Annotated in this window: 14 protein-coding genes; 5 read left to right on the top strand and 9 right to left on the bottom strand. The window is 32.5% G+C overall.

Annotated features, from left to right (window positions below; genetic code table 11):
- The first annotated feature begins 234 nt into the window (after positions 1–234).
- Together ABHQ57_RS02310 and ABHQ57_RS02315 are read left to right on the top strand one after the other, a co-directional pair.
- A complete protein-coding gene (locus tag ABHQ57_RS02310; RefSeq protein WP_167712617.1) occupies positions 235–4,482 on the top strand; it encodes a GEVED domain-containing protein in 4,248 nt (1,415 codons plus the stop codon).
- A gap of 75 nt (positions 4,483–4,557) precedes the next feature.
- Complete coding sequence (locus ABHQ57_RS02315; RefSeq protein WP_167712618.1) at positions 4,558–6,420, top strand: ABC-F family ATP-binding cassette domain-containing protein; 1,863 nt, start codon at positions 4,558–4,560, stop codon at positions 6,418–6,420.
- A gap of 7 nt (positions 6,421–6,427) precedes the next feature.
- Here ABHQ57_RS02315 and ABHQ57_RS02320 read toward each other — a convergent pair whose 3' ends face one another.
- Together ABHQ57_RS02320 and ABHQ57_RS02325 are read right to left on the bottom strand one after the other, a co-directional pair.
- On the bottom strand, positions 6,428–7,144 hold the full coding sequence (locus ABHQ57_RS02320; RefSeq protein ID WP_073182336.1) for a 3'-5' exonuclease: 717 nt from the start codon (positions 7,142–7,144) through the stop codon (positions 6,428–6,430).
- On the bottom strand, positions 7,134–8,891 hold the full coding sequence (locus ABHQ57_RS02325; RefSeq protein WP_167712619.1) for a DUF4153 domain-containing protein: 1,758 nt from the start codon (positions 8,889–8,891) through the stop codon (positions 7,134–7,136). The genes ABHQ57_RS02320 and ABHQ57_RS02325 overlap by 11 nt, the downstream gene beginning before the upstream one ends.
- Positions 8,892–9,063: 172 nt before the next feature.
- On the opposite strand from ABHQ57_RS02325, the gene ABHQ57_RS02330 reads away from it, so the two are divergent.
- Together ABHQ57_RS02330 and ABHQ57_RS02335 are read left to right on the top strand one after the other, a co-directional pair.
- Positions 9,064–9,762, top strand: coding sequence for a response regulator transcription factor (locus ABHQ57_RS02330; RefSeq protein WP_047788022.1), 699 nt, complete (start codon positions 9,064–9,066; stop codon positions 9,760–9,762).
- 145 nt (positions 9,763–9,907) lie between these two features.
- Positions 9,908–10,954, top strand: coding sequence for a cell wall metabolism sensor histidine kinase WalK (locus ABHQ57_RS02335; protein ID WP_167712620.1), 1,047 nt, complete (start codon positions 9,908–9,910; stop codon positions 10,952–10,954).
- Positions 10,955–10,993: 39 nt separating this feature from the next.
- On the opposite strand, the gene purD is transcribed toward ABHQ57_RS02335, so the two are convergent.
- From purD to rnpA, 4 genes are all read right to left on the bottom strand, one after another.
- Positions 10,994–12,268, bottom strand: coding sequence for a phosphoribosylamine--glycine ligase (gene purD / locus ABHQ57_RS02340; RefSeq protein ID WP_159488658.1), 1,275 nt, complete (start codon positions 12,266–12,268; stop codon positions 10,994–10,996).
- Between the two features lie 150 nt (positions 12,269–12,418).
- Positions 12,419–14,098, bottom strand: a complete 1,680-nt coding sequence (locus ABHQ57_RS02345) for a DUF6909 family protein (protein ID WP_047788019.1) — start codon at positions 14,096–14,098, stop codon at positions 12,419–12,421.
- Between the two features lie 40 nt (positions 14,099–14,138).
- Positions 14,139–15,764 (bottom strand): S41 family peptidase, encoded by a 1,626-nt coding sequence (locus ABHQ57_RS02350; RefSeq protein ID WP_167712621.1) that lies wholly within the window; start codon positions 15,762–15,764, stop codon positions 14,139–14,141.
- Positions 15,754–16,173 (bottom strand): ribonuclease P protein component, encoded by a 420-nt coding sequence (gene rnpA, locus ABHQ57_RS02355; RefSeq protein ID WP_231128366.1) that lies wholly within the window; start codon positions 16,171–16,173, stop codon positions 15,754–15,756. The genes ABHQ57_RS02350 and rnpA overlap by 11 nt, the downstream gene beginning before the upstream one ends.
- A 111-nt stretch (positions 16,174–16,284) precedes the next feature.
- Between rnpA and ABHQ57_RS02360 the strand changes: the two genes are divergently transcribed.
- Positions 16,285–17,463: an acyl-CoA dehydrogenase family protein gene (locus ABHQ57_RS02360; RefSeq protein ID WP_047788017.1), complete on the top strand. Its 1,179-nt coding sequence runs from the start codon at positions 16,285–16,287 to the stop codon at positions 17,461–17,463.
- Positions 17,464–17,547: 84 nt separating this feature from the next.
- Here the strand turns inward: ABHQ57_RS02360 and ABHQ57_RS02365 are convergent, their stop codons facing one another.
- The 3 genes from ABHQ57_RS02365 to glpK form a co-directional block, all read right to left on the bottom strand.
- Entirely contained in the window at positions 17,548–17,682 is a 135-nt protein-coding gene (locus tag ABHQ57_RS02365) for a hypothetical protein (RefSeq protein ID WP_255724753.1), read from the bottom strand.
- A 100-nt stretch (positions 17,683–17,782) separates the two neighbouring features.
- Positions 17,783–18,337: a pyridoxamine 5'-phosphate oxidase family protein gene (locus tag ABHQ57_RS02370; RefSeq protein ID WP_159611148.1), complete on the bottom strand. Its 555-nt coding sequence runs from the start codon at positions 18,335–18,337 to the stop codon at positions 17,783–17,785.
- Positions 18,338–18,348: 11 nt separating this feature from the next.
- Positions 18,349–19,833, bottom strand: a complete 1,485-nt coding sequence (glpK, locus tag ABHQ57_RS02375) for a glycerol kinase GlpK (protein ID WP_167712622.1) — start codon at positions 19,831–19,833, stop codon at positions 18,349–18,351.
- Between the last annotated feature and the right edge of the window lie 565 nt (positions 19,834–20,398).

Here is a 20,398-nt window from a genome sequence, read left to right on the forward strand (position 1 = left end):
AAAACATTAAAGAAAAACAAAAGTCTGAGTTTTTACTCAGGCTTTTGCTTGTTTTAAATTGTAAATACCATTGAGAATAAAATCTTTGACTTAGCTAGGGGTGGCTGAACTATTAAAGTTGGTTTATAAAGGGTTAAAAAATGAGTCTATTCAAAAAGGTAAGAGACGAAGAAAAGGTAGTATTATAAAAGAGCTAGGAAATAAAAACTTAATTATTTAATTAAATTAATTCAAATGAACAAAAAGTTTAAATTTCTGATTGGAGGGCTGTCTGTTGCAGCAGTTTCAATTATTGGTTCAGATTATCTTAAAAAGCAAGATGTTGCTGATAAACTGGCCGAACAACGTAAAGTACACAGTACTTTTTTAAAGGAAAGCCCTTTAAATGAATCGTTAAAATGGGGGAAAAAAGAAAGAAAACTTAGAGGGTTACCACCTAATAGGTATTTTGATCAAATGCAATTACTTACCATGAATCCAGCTACAGGAAAAATGGAAGATGGAAGTCTAGCAGGATTGAGAGAAGATCTGTTAAAAAAGAGAGCACAACAAAAAAATCCTGGAGACAATGGAAATTCTTGGACAGAAAGAGGTCCTAACAATGTAGGAGGACGTACAAGAGTTGTTTTATTTGATCCAAACGATGCTACAAACAATACCGTATATGCAGGTGGAGTAAGTGGAGGTTTATGGAAAAATACAGACATAAGTAATGCGAACTCACAATGGACAAGAGTACAAAATGTACCAGGAAATTTATCTGTAACCTCTATCACAGTAGATCCAAGAAATTCTAACAGATGGTATGTAGGTACAGGAGAACAATATACAGCAGGAGACGTAGTAGGAAATGGCGTTTATGTAACTACCGATGGAGGTACAACATGGAATGCAGTTAATATACCAGCAGCTGGAGAAGCAATTATTAATCACAATGCAAGTAATGTTTTCTTATCAGGAATTCATTATGTTAACGATGTATTAGCATGGGATAATGGAGCTTCAACAGAATTATTTGTTGCAGTAGGAGCACATGTGTATGGAGATTCTTCTAGTCCTAGAAATTGGTTAGGTTTACAGTCTGCAGGATTGTACCGATCTACAGATAATGGGGCTACATGGAACAGAATAGAATCTGCTAACATGAAGTATACCTTCGGTGGAAAAGATTACTATTACATAGCTAATGATTTAGAAGTAAGTGCAAATAATACACTATGGATGGGAACTATCGGTTCTGCTTTAGGTCAAGGCGGAGGTAGAGTGTTTAGCTCTACAAATGGAGGTACTTGGACAGAAGCAGCTGCATCTCCATTAACTGAATCTAATAGAGTAGAAATTGAACCTTCTGCTACCGATGCAAATAAAATTTACGCATTAACACAAGGTACAACAAGTACAGCGCCTGTTCATATTTATAAAACAACCAATGCTTTTTCAACAGCAAGTGCAACATCATTACCAAATGATGCTGATACTGGAATTGCAGCGAACGATTTTTGTCGTGGACAAGCATTTTATGATTTAGTAATTGAAGCAGATCCAACAAATGACAACATAGTATATGTTGGAGGTATTGATTTATTTAAAACGACAAACGGAGGCTCTTCATGGTCACAATTATCACACTGGTATGGAGGATTTGGTTATCAAAATGTTCATGCAGATCAACACTCAATGGCCTTTGGAAATAATGACTCTTCTAAAATATTATTCGGAAATGATGGAGGAATCTATTATTCAGGAAATTCTGGAAGTACAATTAGCGTAAGGAACAAAGGTTATAATGTAACTCAGTTTGTAAAAGCAGGAATTGGTCCTGATGGCGCAGGAGATGTTAATGGAATTTTTAGTGCAGGTGCGCAAGATAACGGTACACAAGCATTTAGAAATGCAGTTGCAGGAATTAATAGTTCAACTGAATTAAGTGATGGTGATGGGTTCTATACCTTTGTTGATAAAGATGGAGACTATATGATTGCTACTTATGTAAATAATGTAATATATAGGTTTAACTTACCTTGGAATGGATTAGGTAGACGACAAGGAGGAGCAACAACATTATCAAGTGATCAAAACACAGGAGATTTTGTAAACCCAATGGGGTATGATAATGATGCAAATCGTCTATTATCGAACGCATCAACAAGTTCGGCTAAATCAATTTTGAGTATTAATGTAGCATCAAATTCAAAAGGAAATATTACAAATACATTATTAGACGCAAGTCCAACAGCTTTTCAAGCATCTCCTTTTACAAATAACGCATGGTTTGTGGGATTAGCGAATGGTAAACTATTAAAGTTAACAAATGTTACTAATTCTAATGCTACATGGTCAAATATCAATACACCTTTTGTTGGTTCGGTATCTTCAGTAAGATTCGGAGCCACTGAAGATGATATTTTCGTAACAATTCATAACTACGGGGTAACAAGTGTTTGGGCTACCTCAGATGGAGGTGTAAATTGGGTGAGTAAAGAAGGAAACCTACCAAATATTCCTGTAAGAGATATTTTACAGAACCCATTAGATAGAACAGAAGCTATTTTAGCAACACAACTAGGAGTTTGGTCAACATCTAACTTTAATGATGCAAATCCTAATTGGAGTCAAGCGTATAATGGAATGAGTGATGTTAGTGTTACTTCATTTGATTATTGGAACGTAAGTGGAGATCATGTTACTAACAAAGTAATTGCATCTACCTACGGTAGAGGAGTGTTTACAGGTTCATTTACAAGTAATGCAGCTGCCGATACAGAAGCACCTTCTGCTCCAACTAATTTAGCTGCGAGTTCTATAACAGCAACAAGTTTAACGTTAAATTGGACAGCATCAACAGATAACGTAGGTGTTACAGGGTATGATGTGTACCAAGGAGCAACTAAAATAGGAAGCTCAACAACAACTACATATAATGTAACAGGTTTAACAGCAAGTACAGCATATACATTTACTGTAAAAGCAAAAGATGCTGTAGGAAATATTTCAGCAGTGAGTAATACAGCAAATGCTACTACTACAGCAGCAACAATTACGTATTGTACCTCTAAAGGAAATAGCGTTTCAGATGAGTATATTGGGAGAGTTCAGTTAGGAAGTATCGATAATTCTTCAGGAGGAGGAAACGGATACTCTGACCATACTTCAATTTCTACCGATTTAGAAAAAGGAAAATCAAACACAATTACAATTACTCCAAAATGGACAGGAAATAGTTATGACGAGGGGTATGGAGTTTGGATTGATTATAACCAAGATGGAGATTTTTCTGATGCCGGAGAAACGGTTTGGACAAAAGCTAAATCGAAAGATACTCCTGTAAGTACATCATTTACAGTGCCTAGTTCAGCGGTAGATGGAGCTACAAGAATGAGAATCGTTATGAAGTATAATGCAACACCAACAGCTTGTGAGGCATCATTCTCTTACGGTGAAGTAGAAGACTATACAGTAAATATTACAGCTGCTGTAGCAGATACCCAAGCACCAACAGCACCTAGCAGTTTAGCTTCATCAAGTGTAGCACAAACTACGTTAACTTTATCTTGGACAGCATCAACAGATAATGTAGGTGTTACAGGATACGATGTATACCAAGGAACAACTAAGTTAACAACTGTTACAACAACATCTTACAACGTAACAGGATTAACCGCTAATACAGCTTATACATTCTCTGTAAAAGCAACAGATGCAGCAGGGAATATTTCTGCAGCAAGCAATACAGTAAATGTTACTACATTAGATAATGTTGTTACTTATTGTGCTTCAAAAGGAAATAGAGTTTCTTATGAGTGGATAGATTATGTTTCTTTTGGAGGAATGACCAATACAACTGCTGCAAATGGAGGATATGGTGATTTTACAAACAAAATAGCAACAGTTACTCAAGGAACAACCAATCAAATTATTGTAAGTGCAGGATTTAGCGGTTCTTCATATACTGAGTATTTTACCGTTTGGATTGACTATAACCGTAACGGGACTTTTGAGGCAAGTGAACAAACTTCTCTAGGTTCGTCTAGTACTGCAGCAAACAGATCAGCTAATATCTCTATTCCAGTAGACGCGTTATTAGGACAAACAAGAATGCGTGTTTCTATGAAATATAACGGAGCATCAACAGCTTGTGAAACTTTTGCAGATGGAGAGGTAGAAGATTATACAGTGAATATTGTTAACTCATCATCTTCAGTAGCAGTAGCAGGTACAAGCGATGAGTTTGCTGAACCATTAGATAAAGAAGCAAAATCAAGCTTAATAGCATATCCAAATCCAGCTGTAAGTAACATTACTGTAAAATTTGGAAGCAACGAAAATGTAAGTTATAAAATAACAAATACCATTGGTAGAGTTGTGTTAACAGGAAAAACAGTTAATGGTACTGTAAATGTTTCTAACTTAAAAACAGGAATATATTTATTAGAAGCAAATGATGGTAAAAAATCAGAAACCATTAAATTAATGAAGAAATAAAAGCATTTCTTTTAATTATAATAAAACCCGAGCAATTGCTCGGGTTTTTTGTTTCTTTGCATAAAATTATAGAGAATGAATTACCTATCAGTAGAAAACATAGCAAAATCGTACGGTGAAAAGGTCTTATTTGAAGATATTTCTTTTGGAATTAATAAAGATCAAAAAATAGCCTTTGTTGCTAAAAATGGTAGCGGAAAAACCTCTATTTTAAACATTATTGCTGGAAAGGATACACCAGATGAAGGACAAGTTATAAGTAGGAAAGGAATTAATATTGCTTATTTGGCGCAAGATGATGACTTGAATCCAGATTTAACCATTGAAGAAACGATTTTTTCTACAGAAAACACTATTCTTCCAATTATTCAGCAATACGAAAAAGCATTGCAAAATCCTGATGATGCAGAAGCATATCAAAAGGCATTTGAATTGATGGAGCAACACAATGCATGGGATTTCGAAACACAATACAAACAAATTTTATTCAAGTTAAAACTTGATGATTTATCACAAAAAGTAGGAAATCTTTCTGGAGGACAAAAGAAGCGATTGTCGTTAGCAATTATTTTAATTAATAAACCAGATTTATTAATACTAGATGAGCCAACTAACCATTTAGATTTAGAAATGATTGAATGGTTAGAAGCCTTTTTTGCGAAAGAAAAAATTACGTTGTTTATGGTTACGCACGACCGTTATTTTTTAGAGCGTGTGTGTAATGAGATTATTGAATTAGACAACGGAAAACTATATAAATACAAAGGAAACTATTCCTACTATCTTCAAAATAAAGAAGAACGAATGGCTTTAGAAGCCACAAATTTAAGTAAAGCTAAAAGCTTATTTAAAAAAGAGTTGGATTGGATGCGTCGTCAACCAAAAGCCCGTACAACCAAATCTAAATCACGTATTGACGACTTTTTTGAAATAAAAAAGAAAGCACATCAACGTAGAAAAGAACACGAAGTTCAGTTAGAAATTAACATGGAGCGTTTAGGAAGCAAAATTGTAGAGCTTCATAAATTAAAAAAGAACTTTGGAGATAAAGTTATTTTAGATGGATTTGATTACGTTTTTAAAAGAGGAGAACGTATAGGAATTATTGGGAAAAACGGAACAGGAAAATCTTCTTTCTTAAATATGTTAACAGGTAAAATTTCTGTTGATGGTGGAAAAGTAATTGTAGGTGAAACGGTAAAGTTTGGGTACTACACTCAAAAAGGAATCCAAATAAAAGAAGGGCAAAAAGTAATAGAAGTCATCAAAGAATTTGGAGAAGAAATTCCGTTAACTAAAGGAAGAAGAATTTCTGCAGCTCAATTATTAGAACGTTTTTTATTCGACCGAAAAAAACAACACGATTTTGTTGAAAAGTTAAGTGGAGGAGAGCAAAAGCGTTTGTATTTATGTGCGGTGTTAATTCAAAACCCTAACTTTTTAATTCTTGATGAGCCTACCAACGATTTAGATGTAGTAACGTTAAATGTGTTAGAAAGCTTCTTATTGGATTATCCCGGAAACTTAATGGTAGTATCGCACGACCGTTATTTTATGGATAAGATAGTTGACGGTTTATTTGTTTTTAAAGGAAATGGAGAAGTAGAGAATTTTCCAGGAAATTACTCAGATTACAGAGCATATGAAAGCTCTTTACCATCAGAACCTAAAGAAGAAAAGAAAGTAGCTGAAAAGCAAGAAAAAACACCACAGAAAGGGAAGTTAAGTTATAACGAAAAACGAGAGTTTGGTCAATTAGAAGTAGATATTGAAAAGTTGCAAAAAAAGAAAGCAAAATTAGAATCGCAATTTACCAACGGAGAAATAGCGATGGACGATATCAATGAAAAATCACTCGAATTACAAGAAGTTATAGATAGTTTAGAGGAAAAAGAAGAACGTTGGTTTGAGCTTTCCATGAAACTGGAAGGAGAATAGGTTGAAATTACACTTTTATAATATCAATTTCCTCCACCAAAGGCTTATTTAAAAACCGCAATAAAAGTTGAGCTACCGCTACGGTATCTCGTTCACAATACTCAACAATACGCGATAGGTTTTTTTCTTGGTAATATACATTAGCAACTTCACTTCCATCGATATCTTGCTTGGGTGATGGAATTCCTAAAATAGCAGTCAGTAATTTTAAAGAAGTGTAGTGCTTATAATCGCCAAATTTCCATAAATCCATCGTATCTAAATGCGGAACCTCCCAGGGTTTTTTACCAAATAAATTGAGTTTATTAGGCAATTCAATTTGATTGATAATCATACGTCGTGCGATATACGGAAAGTCAAATTCTTTACCGTTGTGTGCACATAAAAGGTGGTTTGGGTGATTAAAGTGTGTGTCTAACAAATTTTTAAAATCAACCAAAATTTTGTGTTCATTATCACCATAAAAAGAGGTAACTCGAAGTTGGTTTTCACCTTTACGTTCTACAAAATACCCGACTGAAATACAGATTATTTTCCCAAACTCAGCCCAAATACCAGCTCGATGGTAAAACTCTTCAGGAGTAAATTCATCTTTACGTTGATATTGTGTTTTTAAAGCATACAACTCTTTCATTTCAGGAGATAAATCAGCAAACAATTCTACTTCAGGAACGGTTTCAATATCTAAAAACAAGATGTTTTGTAAGTTGATTTTATTTAGCATTTTTTTCTTTGATTAAAACATAAGCGTTAGCATTAGATAAATATTCTTTGGTAGTGTTATTATCACTTTTTGATAGGTTTATGTTTTGAAAAATGAATTTTATATTCAGCGTTTCAAAGTCGTGTTTAATTGTCATTAAATTAGGAGCTACATTGTAATTCCTTTCAAGATTTTTAAGTTTTTTTATCATTTCAGAACAATTAACTTTCCCTATTAAGATCTCATTTTTAGTTATTTCAATAATATTTGATTCTTTACTTAAAGAAAAATGATATCCATTTATAGAATTTTGTTTTTTATATCTGTTGATATAAAGTTTCTTTAAAATATCGTAGTTTTTAATGTTAATAGCATTATTTTCATCAATACTATAGTAATGATTTGTATAGGGGTGAGTTACATTATCAGTTACTTTTATATCTAAACTATCCATTAATCTATTTTGTAATTGCCAACGGCTATCAGTTTTAAAAGTTGTTTTTGGGTTATAACCTAAGATGTTCTTTACTTTATGCAATTCATGTTTATTGTTTAAGTATCTAATAATAGAACGAAGTTGATTTTTCTTTTCAAACGTGGTAGAAAAGTTATCTTTTTTAATATCAGTATATACCTTTTCAAATCGAAGAAGTTGACTTTTAGTTGATACCGAAAAAACGCCCCAAAACCCAAAAGAAACTAGAAAAGTAATAAGAGCCAAACTAAAAGGAAATACCTTAATTTTTTTACGTTTACTGAAAAGTATGTAGAGGCACATGGCCAAAATCCAACAAGCTAAAACAAATACGAAATAACGGTTTTCGGTGATACCATATTCATTAATACGTCTAAAAATAGCAACAAAAAGTAAAACAATTAACGGTAATAATAAATAATAAAACCATGGATAAAACTTTTTAATTGTACGAGAATTTATAGTTTTTTGAATAGGATTGGTAAGTATTTGAACAATAAATCCTAAGAAAGAAAGAGCAATAACTAAATAAGAAACCCATCCTTTAGGCAAGTTCCAGTTGATTACTATTTTTAAGCTATAAGCATATAAAATGATGAGGTATAAAATTACTAGCGGAATTAAGATGTACTTAACCAATACCTCTAAAGATTTGGTGTAGTTAATAGCAAGTTGATTATGAACATCTTTTGGAAAATCAGAAAGATAAATCCAGGTATTTATAATTCCTATACAAAACACAAAAACCTGAAAAAACCGTTCTCCTTTAAAATCAATAGCAAACAAATGTTTAATAGCCAGAAGTGCTAATACAATTCCTAAATATAAAATCAGAGAGAAAAAAAGACTTCTAACTAAGGCTATAAAAAGGGATTTTAAATAATTAAAATACGCAGATTTATTCCAACTAAACATAAAAGGAGCTACCATTACAAGTAAATGCCCAGTTATGAAGTAAAGAGCAAAACGAATGATTGAGTTTTGATGAATTTCAAAACCATCAACCTCAATACTAATATAGAATAGGCTTAGAAAACCTAAAGTTAGTAAGAATATCCAAGTTTTATCTTTTTTAAATTGTTCTTCAAAAAAACGAGTTGCAATCAACCAACTAACTCCTAAGATAAAAGTTAAAATAACCTTGCCGTAAAAAGCATTATCAAAAGTATCAGTTTCAATTGCAAATAACGTAAATAAAGTACCTACAATTGCCCAGAACAATGTTATAGGGAATCGCTTAAAAGTATTTTTAGCTCTGGAAGTAATTTCCCCAAGAGAAGAAATGATTTTCATAGTAAACAATTTGTATAAAGATACAAAAACGACAAAAAATGAAAAACAAAAGATTTCTTGTATTTCTTTTAAGCAAAAGTTTAGTAAATATTAAATGAACGTTAAGTTAAGCATGCATATAAAGGGTTTATTTTTTTATGATTACTTTTGAGTAACACAATAAAAATGAATAATGAACACTAGCGACATTAAAATTTTACTAGTTGATGATGAACCAGATATCTTAGAAATTGTAGGATACAATTTAAAATCAGAAGGATATCAGGTTTTTACTGCAAATAATGGTGCAGAAGCTGTTAAAACAGCAAAAAAAGTAACTCCACATTTAATTTTATTAGATATTATGATGCCTGAGATGGATGGTATCGAAGCGTGTGAAAAAATTAGAAACGTAAAATCTCTCGAAGACGTTATAATTTCTTTTTTAACCGCTAGAGGAGAAGACTACTCGCAAGTAGCAGGTTTTGACGCTGGAGCAGACGACTACATAACTAAACCAGTAAAGCCAAAAGTACTGATAAGTAAGGTTAAATCGTTATTACGTCGTTTAAAGACAGAAGAAAAAGCAGATACTACTACAAAAATTGGAGATATAGTCATCAATAGAGATGAATATGTAGTTTTTAAAGGAGAAGAAAAAATATCTTTACCAAGAAAAGAATTTGAACTATTCTCTTTATTAACTTCAAAACCAGGAAAAGTATTTAAAAGAGAAGTTATTTTAGACAGCGTTTGGGGAAATGAAGTAGTTGTAGGAGGTAGAACTATAGATGTACACATACGTAAACTCCGAGAGAAAATAGGAGATCACTATTTTAAAACAGTAAAAGGAGTTGGATACAAGTTTGTGCTAGACGAAACAGACAAATAATTTTTAAACTCAAAAATTAATAAGTAGATTGCTAGCTAGCAATCTATTTTTTTATCATGAAATGAGCTATAATAATTCTTGATATTATGCAAGATAACTATTAGCGAATTACATCTGATATTTAAAAACAATAGAAAATAAACAGATGAAAAAAATAAAAAAAACATATAACTACGCACTTTGGTCGGCTTTATACTCAACATTATTATCTATAATTATAGCAGTATTATCGTATTTATTTTTATTAAATAGCTTAGGAGTAATAACTATTGTAATTTTTGGTATTGTAATGTTTATCATCTCTTTTTTCGTAATTCAATATAGAGCAGAACACTTTATTTATCAACGAGTAAAAAAGATGTATGAAGATATTTCTATTTTAGATGTGAATGACTTAAAAAGAAATAAAGTAACTACAGATATAGAAGCGTTAACCAAAAGTGTACAAGAATATGTAGAAGGTAAGAGTGAAGAAATTGCTAGTTTAACACAACGAGATTCATTTCGTCGAGACTTCTTAGGTAATGTTGCTCATGAGTTAAAAACGCCACTTTTTACCGTACAAGGCTATATTTTAACCCTTATTGAAGGAGCTGCTGAAGACAAAGAAATTCTTGAAAAATATTTAGAAAGAGCTAATAAAGGAGTGGAAAGATTAACCTCAATTGTGAAAGATTTAGATATGATTGCTAAGTTAGAAACAGAGGGAATGAAAATGAATATGCAAACTTTTAACATTATTGAGCTAATTCAAAACGTATTTGACTTGTTTGAAATGAAAGCAAAAAAGAGAAATATTACATTACGTTTTGACCGTGTGTATGACTTTCCGCATTTGGTAAAAGGTGATGTTGAGCGAATAGAACAAGTGTTAATTAACCTTGTTGTAAATTCTATTAAATATGGTAGAGTGGGAGGAATTACTACTGTAAGTGTTGAACCCTATAATCAGCATAAGCTTATCATTAAAATAAATGATAATGGTGAAGGAATAAAGCAAGAACACCTTTCACGTTTATTTGAGCGTTTTTATCGTGTAGATCAAAGCAGGTCTCGTGAACAAGGAGGGTCTGGATTAGGACTTTCTATTGTTAAGCATATTATTGAAGCACATAATGAAACAATTCTTTTAAAGAGTGTACATGGTCAAGGTTCTGAATTCTCGTTTACGCTAGAAAAAGCAATGAAATAAAAAAAGGAGTTGACTATCAACTCCTTTTTTTATTGTTATTTATTTTAAATCGAACCCAATATCTTTTCGATAATTCATTTTATCAAAAGTTATTTTATCAATGTTTTTGTATGATTTTTCTAAGGCTTCTTCCATAGAATCTCCAAAAGAAGTAATTGCCATAACACGTCCACCACTAGTAACTACTTTACCATCTTTTAAAGTAGTTCCTGCATGAAAAACAATAGAATCTTCCACAGTATTAAAACCTGTAATTTCTTTTCCTTTTTCGTAAGCTTCAGGATATCCACCAGAAACTAACATAACGGTAGTTGCTGTTTGTGGAGTAACCTCATATGATTTTTCTCCTAAAGTTTGCGTTGCAACTCCTTCAAATAAATCGACTAAATCTGATTGTATACGAGGTAATACTACTTCTGTTTCAGGATCTCCCATACGAACGTTGTATTCAACAACAGATGGATTTCCATTATCATTCATCAATCCGATGAAAATAAATCCTCTATAATCAATTCCGTCTTTTTGCAAACCGTCTATCGTTGGTTTAACGATTAATTCTTCCACTTTCGTTAAAAAATCATCCGTTGCAAAAGGAACAGGAGAAATAGCACCCATACCGCCTGTATTTAGCCCTGTATCGCCTTCTCCAATACGTTTGTAATCTTTAGCAGAAGGTAAGATTTTATAATTTTTTCCGTCAGTTAAAACGAAAACAGATAATTCAATTCCTTTTAAAAACTCTTCAATAACGACTGTTGATGAAGCGCTTCCAAATTTTTGATTAGAAAGCATTTCTTCTAATTCAGCTTTGGCTTCGTCTAAATTATTTAAGATTAAAACTCCTTTTCCAGCAGCTAATCCATCCGCTTTTAATACATACGGAGCATCTAATGTTTCTAAGAATTTTTTTCCTTCAGCTAAAGTATCAGTAGTAAAAGATTGGTAGCGAGCTGTAGGAATGTTGTGTTTTTCCATAAATTGCTTTGAAAAATCTTTACTTCCCTCTAATAAAGCACCATCTTTTTTAGGTCCGATTACAGGAATGTTTTTCAACTCTTCATCTGCTAAGAAAAAGTCGTGAACTCCTTCAACTAAAGGTGCTTCAGGACCTACAACTACCATGTTGATGTCGTGTTGTAAAACGGTTTCTTTTACCTGTGCAAAATCAGTTGGATTAATGGCTACATTTTTAGCAATTGCATCAGTTCCTGCATTACCAGGAGCTACAAAAAGGTTGTTGATTTTCGTGCTTTCTGAAAGTTTTTTAGCAAAGGCGTGTTCTCTACCGCCCGATCCTAAAATTAGAATATTCATTGTGTGTGTTGTTGTATTGTAGGTGCAAATATAAAATAAGAAAAAAGGCTATGAACAAAACCAGTCTTTAAAATTGCATAAAAAAGCATCATTTCAAATGAAATGATGCTTTTTTGTAGTATAACTAAGTTTTTGATAGTCGTTCTATGACTAAAATATTTGTTCTAGTATCTTTTGTGTAATAGCGTAAGTTGGTGTTACTCCACTCATTCCAAGACCTCCAGAAGCAAGTGTAGCACCAGTTTCTAGCGGGTTGTCAGAAGCATAATACGCATAACGTACTTTCACATTTTCTGAAATATTTCCTCTAATTTTCGAGGCAGATTGAATGGCTTTTTGGTAGTGTGCACCTTCCATTTCTAATCCAATTACATCCCAAGTTGAATCGTGGAAGAATCGTAGTAAATCTTTGTTTTGTAATGAAGTTCCTAACACAGTAATCATTGCACCATCAAAAACGTGAACACCAAAACCTTCTAAATCTTCTTTTGATAATTCGTTTTTAAATGGATAGTTATCAGCAGTTCCCTCAAAAATATGTGAAGAAGGAATCATAATATCTCCTTTGCCACCTTCTAAAATACCTGCTTTTCCCATGATAGAAACAGATTGAACATCTAAATGAATTTTTTCTCCTTTTGTTTTATAAGGCTTTAACAATTCATCCATAGTTTCAAAAGCCTGTTCACCAAAGGCATAGTCCATCACAATAATTACAGGGTCTTTTCCAATAGAATTAACTTTGTTAAAAGAGTTCGTTTCAAAATTAATTTTTTGGGTATCAATTACCTGAACATTAATGTTAGTCCCAGATGTATCTTTGATATATATCAGTCCGTTTTCGGAAGCATAATTTTTAACGGCAGACTGTAAAGTACTGCTATTAGCATTACTCAATACTTCAAAAAGTTGAAAATCTTTATGTTTTTTAGCTTCTTTTGGTAAAGCATTTTGAGCGTAAATACTATTCATTACACTGTGCATGTTTGCACTAATGATATGGATAGGACGTTCTATTAACTCGTTGTCTAACAATACTTTTTTAATATTGTTAGCCCACATTTCTCCATAATAATGGTGTCCTATTTCTTGAGTTAGAACAGAACTGAATTTAATAGAACGTTTTTGGTCATACAGTGTTTCATTAATAGCTAATTTACCTAACCAGTAAATTAGATGGAAAAACCTGTTAGGGTTCTCTTTTGTTGAAAATGTGTTATAAGCATCATATACCTCATCGTAAGTTCTTCCTAAAATATTACCAAGATGTACAACAATTACATCTTTTTCTTCATCCGTAAGTGTTTTATTGTGTATTACAATATCTTCTAATAATAGCCATTCACGAATAAAGCTTTCTCCATTATTAAAAACTACACGGTCTTTAATTTTGTGAGATTCAATAAATAAAAAAGTTAAGTGTGTAAGAATATCGTAAATTTCTGAGCGTCCTCTAGTAATTTCAATATTCATTTGATCTTTATCAATGCGATAGCAATTTCTCCTTCTTTTAGGAGGAACGATAGCCTTAAATTTTGAGTTACGATATCCCTCATCTGCGGTTAAATATATAAACTGACATTCTTCAATTCCTTCAGGTAAGCGTTCAATAACGTATACCAGTCCGTTTAACTCAGTTTTGTTTTCTGCAATAGAACCATAAATTTCTGGACGTAAAGATAATAGTGATTTTCGTAAGGTTTCACCAGAAACACCCATTGGTTTGTAAAAACCGCGACTAAATAAGTGTCGCATTGAAATGTATAAACGCTCAATAGCATTTGTAGATTCTTGGGCTCTTGTACGTTCTTTTAGGATAGGTTTTGACATATGTTTTTAAAGTACAAATATACAAATTATGTTAAAGAAGCTATTTTTTTAAAATACTGCTATATTTTTTAGGATTATTTAGCAAGTTAACAGCATTTTTTATAGTTATATCATTTTTAAATAAATGCTTATACATTCCTTCTTTGTACGCATAACGCTCAATAATTTCATTTTCAATTTCTTTTGATAAAAGATCTTCATTTACCAAAACTTTAGCAACTTTAGCTGCTTTTAATTGTTGGATAATCGCGTTATATTCAGAAGTGATTTTTTTGTTGTTTTCTACTGATTCATATGCTTCTTGGAAAAGCTTTTCTTCTTTAGATACAAAAGCAGTGTCTTTACGAAGTAAATATTCTTTAAAGTTATTGAAATCAGAAGAAGAAAAAGTATAGTTTTCAGTAGATAAATTAGGATTTTGATATGTGAAATCTGTTACAAAATTGAATATTGCTCTTGATTTTAGTAAATCATCTGTTTCTTCTGTTTTTTTAGAAAACTCACTTGTTATATCTGGAGTTACCCCTCCACCATCATATACTTTTCGTCCGTTTTGAGTTGTGAACTCATTAAGAGTAGTATCAGAAAACTTAGGTACTTCACCTGTTTTTGGATCTCTATTGGCATAATCTAATTCTTGAATACAACGTCCGCTTGGGGTGTAATATTTAGAAATTGTTATTTTCATTTGTGTTCCATAACTTAAATCAAAGTAACGTTGTACCAAGCCTTTTCCAAAAGAACGCTCTCCCATAATTACTGCTCGGTCGTAATCTTGCAAAGCACCTGAAACAATTTCTGAAGCAGAAGCCGATCGACCATTAATTAAAACTACAATAGGAATTTCAGCATCTAAAGGAGCTTTATTTGTTTTATAGGTTCTACTGTTTTTTTGAGTTTTTCCACGAGTATCTACAACTTTTAAACCTTTAGGAATAAATAAATTGGTAATGTTTATTGCATCAAATAAAGAACCACCAGGGTTATATCTTAAGTCAAAGACTAACTTTTTCATTCCTCTTTTTTTAAGATCACCAAATGCGTTCACAACACTTTCAGTAGCTTTTTGACTGATAAATCGTGTTAAAACTATATATCCTGTTTCAGTGTCAATCATATCGTAAAAAGGGACAGGGTCTAAAATAACTTTGTCAAGTTTAACTGACACACTTTTTGTTTGACCGTTTCTTTCTACCTTTAAAGAAAGCTCTTTTCCTGGTACACCTTTTAGCATTTGTGAAAATTGACTTCTTTCCAAAGAAGCTAATTCTTGTCCGTTTACATTGGTAATAATATCACCTGCTTTTAAGCCAGCTTTATCTGCCGAAAAACCTTTATAAATTTCAGAAACCACAATTCCTCTTTTGGTGTAAAATGTAGAAATACCAATACCTCCATATTCACCTTCACGACGAATGCGTGCATCTTCAACATCTTGTTCGTTGTAAAAATTAGTATATGGATCTAAATTTTTAAGGGTGTTTTTTATCGCTTTGTCAGTTAAATCACCAGGGTTGATTTCATCAATATAATTAATGTTCAACTCTTTAAAAAGGTTGTTATAGATTTCTATTTGTTTAGCAATCTCAAAAAAACGAGATTGAAAAGAAAAGAAAAGGGAGATGACTATAAGTGAACCAAAAAAAAGGAGTTTTTTATTTTTCATCTTGAGTAACTTCTGTAATAAATTGTGTTAATAATTTCTTCATTTTATGCTCAATATCGGCATATTTCCATTCATCTCTTGCAAGATAAGAAATCATAAACACATACGGTTTATCTACAGTCTCATAAATAGTATGCTTTTCTTTACGGTAAGTTTCACGAAGTAATCGTTTAATACGATTTCTATCCACCGCTTTTTTAAAATTACGTTTAGGTACAGAAACTCCAACTTGTGCAGGAAACTTAGAGGTATGTTCGGTTTGTACATATACCATTCTTAGTGGAAAAACTTTTATCACTTTTCCCTCTTCATATAGTCTTTCTATGAGCTTTTTGCTTTTTAAGCGCTCCTCTTTTCCTAAAGTAAATCTCATTAGTACAAACATACGCAAACCTGCACGAATAACCATTTTTTTAAGTATTTTTGAAACAATTCTTTTAAGAAATCACATAAAATCAAACCGCGATTAATTTTACACTTCTCTTATACAATTAGTAAAAATTAATTTTAAAACATATTTATGAAGTCTGATTTATTTCAAGCGCCAGATTATTATCAAGTAGACGATTTATTAACTGATGAACATAAACTTATTCGTGATACAGCTCGTGAATGGGTTAAGAAAAACTTGTCTCCAATTATAGAAGAATATGCACAACGTGCTGAGTTTCCAAAGGAATTAATTAACGGATTGGCAGAAGTGGGAGCTTTTGGATCTTATATCCCTGAAGAGTACGGAGGTGCTGGGTTAGACCAAATTTCTTACGGGTTAATTATGCAAGAGCTAGAAAGAGGTGATAGTGGAATTCGATCTACTGCTTCAGTACAGTCTTCTCTTGTTATGGGGCCTATTTATAACTACGGAACGGAAGCTCAACGACAAAAATATTTACCAAAATTAGCTTCTGGTGAATGGATGGGGAGTTTTGGGTTAACAGAACCTAATCATGGTAGTAACCCTGGAGGAATGGAGACTAAGTTTAAAGACATGGGAGACCATTACTTGTTAAATGGAGCAAAGATGTGGATTTCAAATGCACCAATTTGTGATGTAGCAGTTGTATGGGCAAAAAATGAAGAAGGTCGTATTCATGGTTTGATAGTAGAACGTGGTATGGAAGGTTTTTCTACACCAGAAACTCACAACAAGTGGTCGTTAAGAGCATCCATTACTGGGGAGTTAATTTTTGATAATGTAAAAGTTCCAAAAGAAAACTTATTACCTAATAAATCTGGGTTAGGAGCGCCATTGTTGTGTCTTGATTCTGCACGTTATGGCATTGCTTGGGGGGCTATTGGTGCTGCGATGGATTGTTACGATACAGCGTTACGTTATGCGAAAGAACGTACACAATTTGGAAAACCAATAGGACAGTTTCAGTTACAACAAAAAAAGCTAGCGGAAATGATTACCGAAATTACCAAAGCGCAGTTACTAACATGGCGATTGGGAGTATTAAAAAATGAGGGTCGTGCAACATCAGCACAAATATCTATGGCGAAACGAAACAATGTGGACATGGCATTAAAAATAGCACGTGAAGCAAGACAAGTGTTAGGTGCAATGGGTATTTCTGGAGAATATTCAATTATGAGGCATGCAATGAATTTAGAAAGTGTAATAACCTACGAAGGAACACACGATGTACATTTATTAATCACAGGATTGGATATCACAGGATTAAACGCATTCAAATAAAAAGAAGAAGAAGCACTCAAACGTTAAACCACTAACACATTATTAAAGAGTGCTTCTTCAATCAACTATTAAAACTAAATTTACCTACTCTTTCTTCTTGCCACCATTAACAAGAATTAAAAGAGCGGTTATTAAACCTATACAAACCAAACCGAAAATAACCATCATAATGGTTCCGTTTGTCCAAGATACCATTGGGATGTTCATTAATTGTACCATTTCTTCTTATACTTTACTGTCTCAAAAGTACAAGCATAGTTTAAGTAAAAACATGATTTTTATCAGGATTTTGAAAAAAGAAGATATTTTTTTAAATAATTTAAGAAGATGTTTCTTCTTTTAATAAAGAATCAAAGCCATCGATACTAGTTTGGTTTCTGTCATTCCAATATTGTTTAATTCCTTCTTCACCTTTTTCAATAGCCCAATCATTTAATTGATTTCGTTCTCCTTGGTATTCATAAAAAGGAATAGACATTCCACAAGAGGTTTGTACACTTTCAACAGAAACAATAAATATTTGACGAGTACCTGGAAGATTAGGAAATAACTTGACATAATTCTCCCATTTATTATAAGTTGGAAGAATTTCTTCTGCTCTTCCGTATAGTCTTAGTATGTTTGGAGCTCCTTCAAAAGCACAAAACATAATTGTTATTCGGTTATCAGCTAACAAATGTGCAGAGGTTTCATTACCGCTTCCTGTAACACTTAACCAAGCTACTGTATTTTCGTTAAGTATCCTAAAGGTATCCATTCCTTTAGGAGAAAGATTAATTCGTCCTTCTTTTGCTGCTGTAGCAACAAAAAAGAGCTTTTGTGCTTCAATAAACTGTTGAATTCTAGTTGTTATTTTATCGTAAAACTTTGCCATGATTTTTATTTTTAATCAATCCAATCTTTAGTACGTTCAACAGCTTTTTGCCAAGTACGGTATAATTTTTCTCTTTTTTGTTTAGAGAAAGAAGGAGTAAATGTTTTATCTATTTTTCTTTTGTTAACAATATCGTTTTGTTGCCAAAAACCAACACAGAAACCGGCCAAATAAGCAGCTCCCATTACGGTGGTCTCAATTTCTTCAGGACGCTCTACAGCTACATTTAAGATATCTGCCTGAAATTGCATCAGTAAATTATTAGTACATGCTCCGCCATCTACTTTTAAAGAAGAGAGTTGAAGCATGCTATCTTTTTGCATAACATCTAAAATATCTTTGGTTTGATAAGCTAATGATTGTAATGTGGCTTTAATTAAGTGATTTTTTCCTGTATCACGAGTCAAACCAAAAACAGCACCTCTAGCGTACATATCCCAATACGGAGCGCCCAAGCCAGCAAAAGCAGGAACTACGTAAACAGGGTTTTCTTCGGTAACTTCTTCAGCAAAAAGTTCACTTTCCTCTGCATTATTGATAATTTGTAGTCCATCTCGTAACCATTGAATTGCTGAACCAGCAACAAAAACACTTCCTTCAAGAGCGTAATACACTTTGTTGTTAATTCCCCAAGCAATTGTAGAAATTAAACCATTTTCAGAATATTCTAAGTTTTCACCTGTGTTCATTAACATAAAACACCCTGTTCCGTAGGTGTTTTTTGCTTCTCCTTTTTTAAAACATGCTTGTCCAAATAAAGCAGATTGCTGATCTCCTGCTATTCCAGCAATTGGAATTTGAACTCCCTCTAATTCGTAGTTTCCAAAATGAAAAGATGAGGGTTTTACTTCAGGTAACATTGAAATTGGAATGTTTAGTTCTTTTACTAAAGTTTCATCCCAACACAAGTTTTTTATGTCGTATAGCATGGTACGTGAGGCATTACTATAGTCTGTTGCATGAACTTTTTTATTGGTTAAGTTCCATAAAAGCCAAGAATCAATAGTTCCAAATAACAAATTTCCTTTTTCAGCTTCTTTTTGAGCTCCCTTTACATGATTTAAGATCCAATGAATTTTAGTTGCAGAAAAATAACTGTCAATTACCAGTCCAGTAGTTTTACGCACATAGTTTTCGAGTCCAGTTTCTTTGAGTAACTCACAAGTATCAGCTGTTCTTTTATCTTGCCAAACAATAGCATTGTATATTGGTTTACCTGTGTTTTTATTCCAAACTACAGTTGTTTCACGCTGATTAGTAATACCTATTCCTGCTATTTGTGAAGGTGATATTTGAGCCTGCTCAATAGCTTGTTGTAAGGTTTTTAACTGAGTTTGTAAAATTTCATTAGCATCATGTTCTACCCAACCAGGTTGTGGAAATATTTGTTGAAACTCTTGTTGAGTTTTGGCAATAATCTTTTCCTCTTTATTAAGAATTACGGTACGACAACTAGTTGTTCCTTGGTCTAGAGCAATAATATATTTTTGAGTCATTTAGGCATAAAATGATTGAACGCCTAATTTACAATTTTAGTAATGGTAATAAAAAAAACCTTCTAGAATTTCTAGAAGGTTTACACGTTTAAGTTTGGTTAATTAACTTTTAGTGTCTTAGAGCATATCCAGCACCTTTACCGAATTCGGCTAGAACTGAAAGTAAAGTGTTAAAACCTCTGCTCATTTTACGTAATAGTAGTTTCCCCATTTTTAAAATGATTTAATTAATTCCCCTTTAATTAATTGTCATTAAATAATGAACATGTCAAATATATGCTGATAATCAGGAGTATAAAAAGGGATTTCCGAAGTTAAAAGTGCAATTTTCCGAAATAGCATAAAAAAAACCTTCTAGAATTTCTAGAAGGTTCATTATTCCCCTTAAATGTCTTTTTCCAATTAATCTTGAAAAGAAGATGCCACAAATGTAAAGAGAGATTAAAGGTTAAAAAAGGGTATTTCCGCAAAAAAACGTGTGGTTTTCCGCAAGAGAAAAAATAAGTCAATTTTACAATAGCATATTTTAGGGCGAGATAGATAGCATAAAAAAGCCTTTAAATAT

This window comes from Tenacibaculum sp. ZH5_bin.1 (assembly GCF_042865525.1).
Lineage (GTDB): Bacteria > Bacteroidota > Bacteroidia > Flavobacteriales > Flavobacteriaceae > Polaribacter > Polaribacter mesophilus.

Coding starts and splice junctions, on each gene's coding strand:
- ABHQ57_RS02310 (WP_167712617.1), top strand. CDS start 235: ATGAACAAAAAGTTTAAATTTCTGATTGGAGGGCTGTCTGTTGCAGCA.
- ABHQ57_RS02315 (WP_167712618.1), top strand. CDS start 4,558: ATGAATTACCTATCAGTAGAAAACATAGCAAAATCGTACGGTGAAAAG.
- ABHQ57_RS02320 (WP_073182336.1), bottom strand. CDS start 7,144: ATGCTAAATAAAATCAACTTACAAAACATCTTGTTTTTAGATATTGAA.
- ABHQ57_RS02325 (WP_167712619.1), bottom strand. CDS start 8,891: ATGAAAATCATTTCTTCTCTTGGGGAAATTACTTCCAGAGCTAAAAAT.
- ABHQ57_RS02330 (WP_047788022.1), top strand. CDS start 9,064: ATGAACACTAGCGACATTAAAATTTTACTAGTTGATGATGAACCAGAT.
- ABHQ57_RS02335 (WP_167712620.1), top strand. CDS start 9,908: ATGAAAAAAATAAAAAAAACATATAACTACGCACTTTGGTCGGCTTTA.
- purD (WP_159488658.1), bottom strand. CDS start 12,268: ATGAATATTCTAATTTTAGGATCGGGCGGTAGAGAACACGCCTTTGCT.
- ABHQ57_RS02345 (WP_047788019.1), bottom strand. CDS start 14,098: ATGTCAAAACCTATCCTAAAAGAACGTACAAGAGCCCAAGAATCTACA.
- ABHQ57_RS02350 (WP_167712621.1), bottom strand. CDS start 15,764: ATGAAAAATAAAAAACTCCTTTTTTTTGGTTCACTTATAGTCATCTCC.
- rnpA (WP_231128366.1), bottom strand. CDS start 16,173: ATGGTTATTCGTGCAGGTTTGCGTATGTTTGTACTAATGAGATTTACT.
- ABHQ57_RS02360 (WP_047788017.1), top strand. CDS start 16,285: ATGAAGTCTGATTTATTTCAAGCGCCAGATTATTATCAAGTAGACGAT.
- ABHQ57_RS02365 (WP_255724753.1), bottom strand. CDS start 17,682: ATGGTACAATTAATGAACATCCCAATGGTATCTTGGACAAACGGAACC.
- ABHQ57_RS02370 (WP_159611148.1), bottom strand. CDS start 18,337: ATGGCAAAGTTTTACGATAAAATAACAACTAGAATTCAACAGTTTATT.
- glpK (WP_167712622.1), bottom strand. CDS start 19,833: ATGACTCAAAAATATATTATTGCTCTAGACCAAGGAACAACTAGTTGT.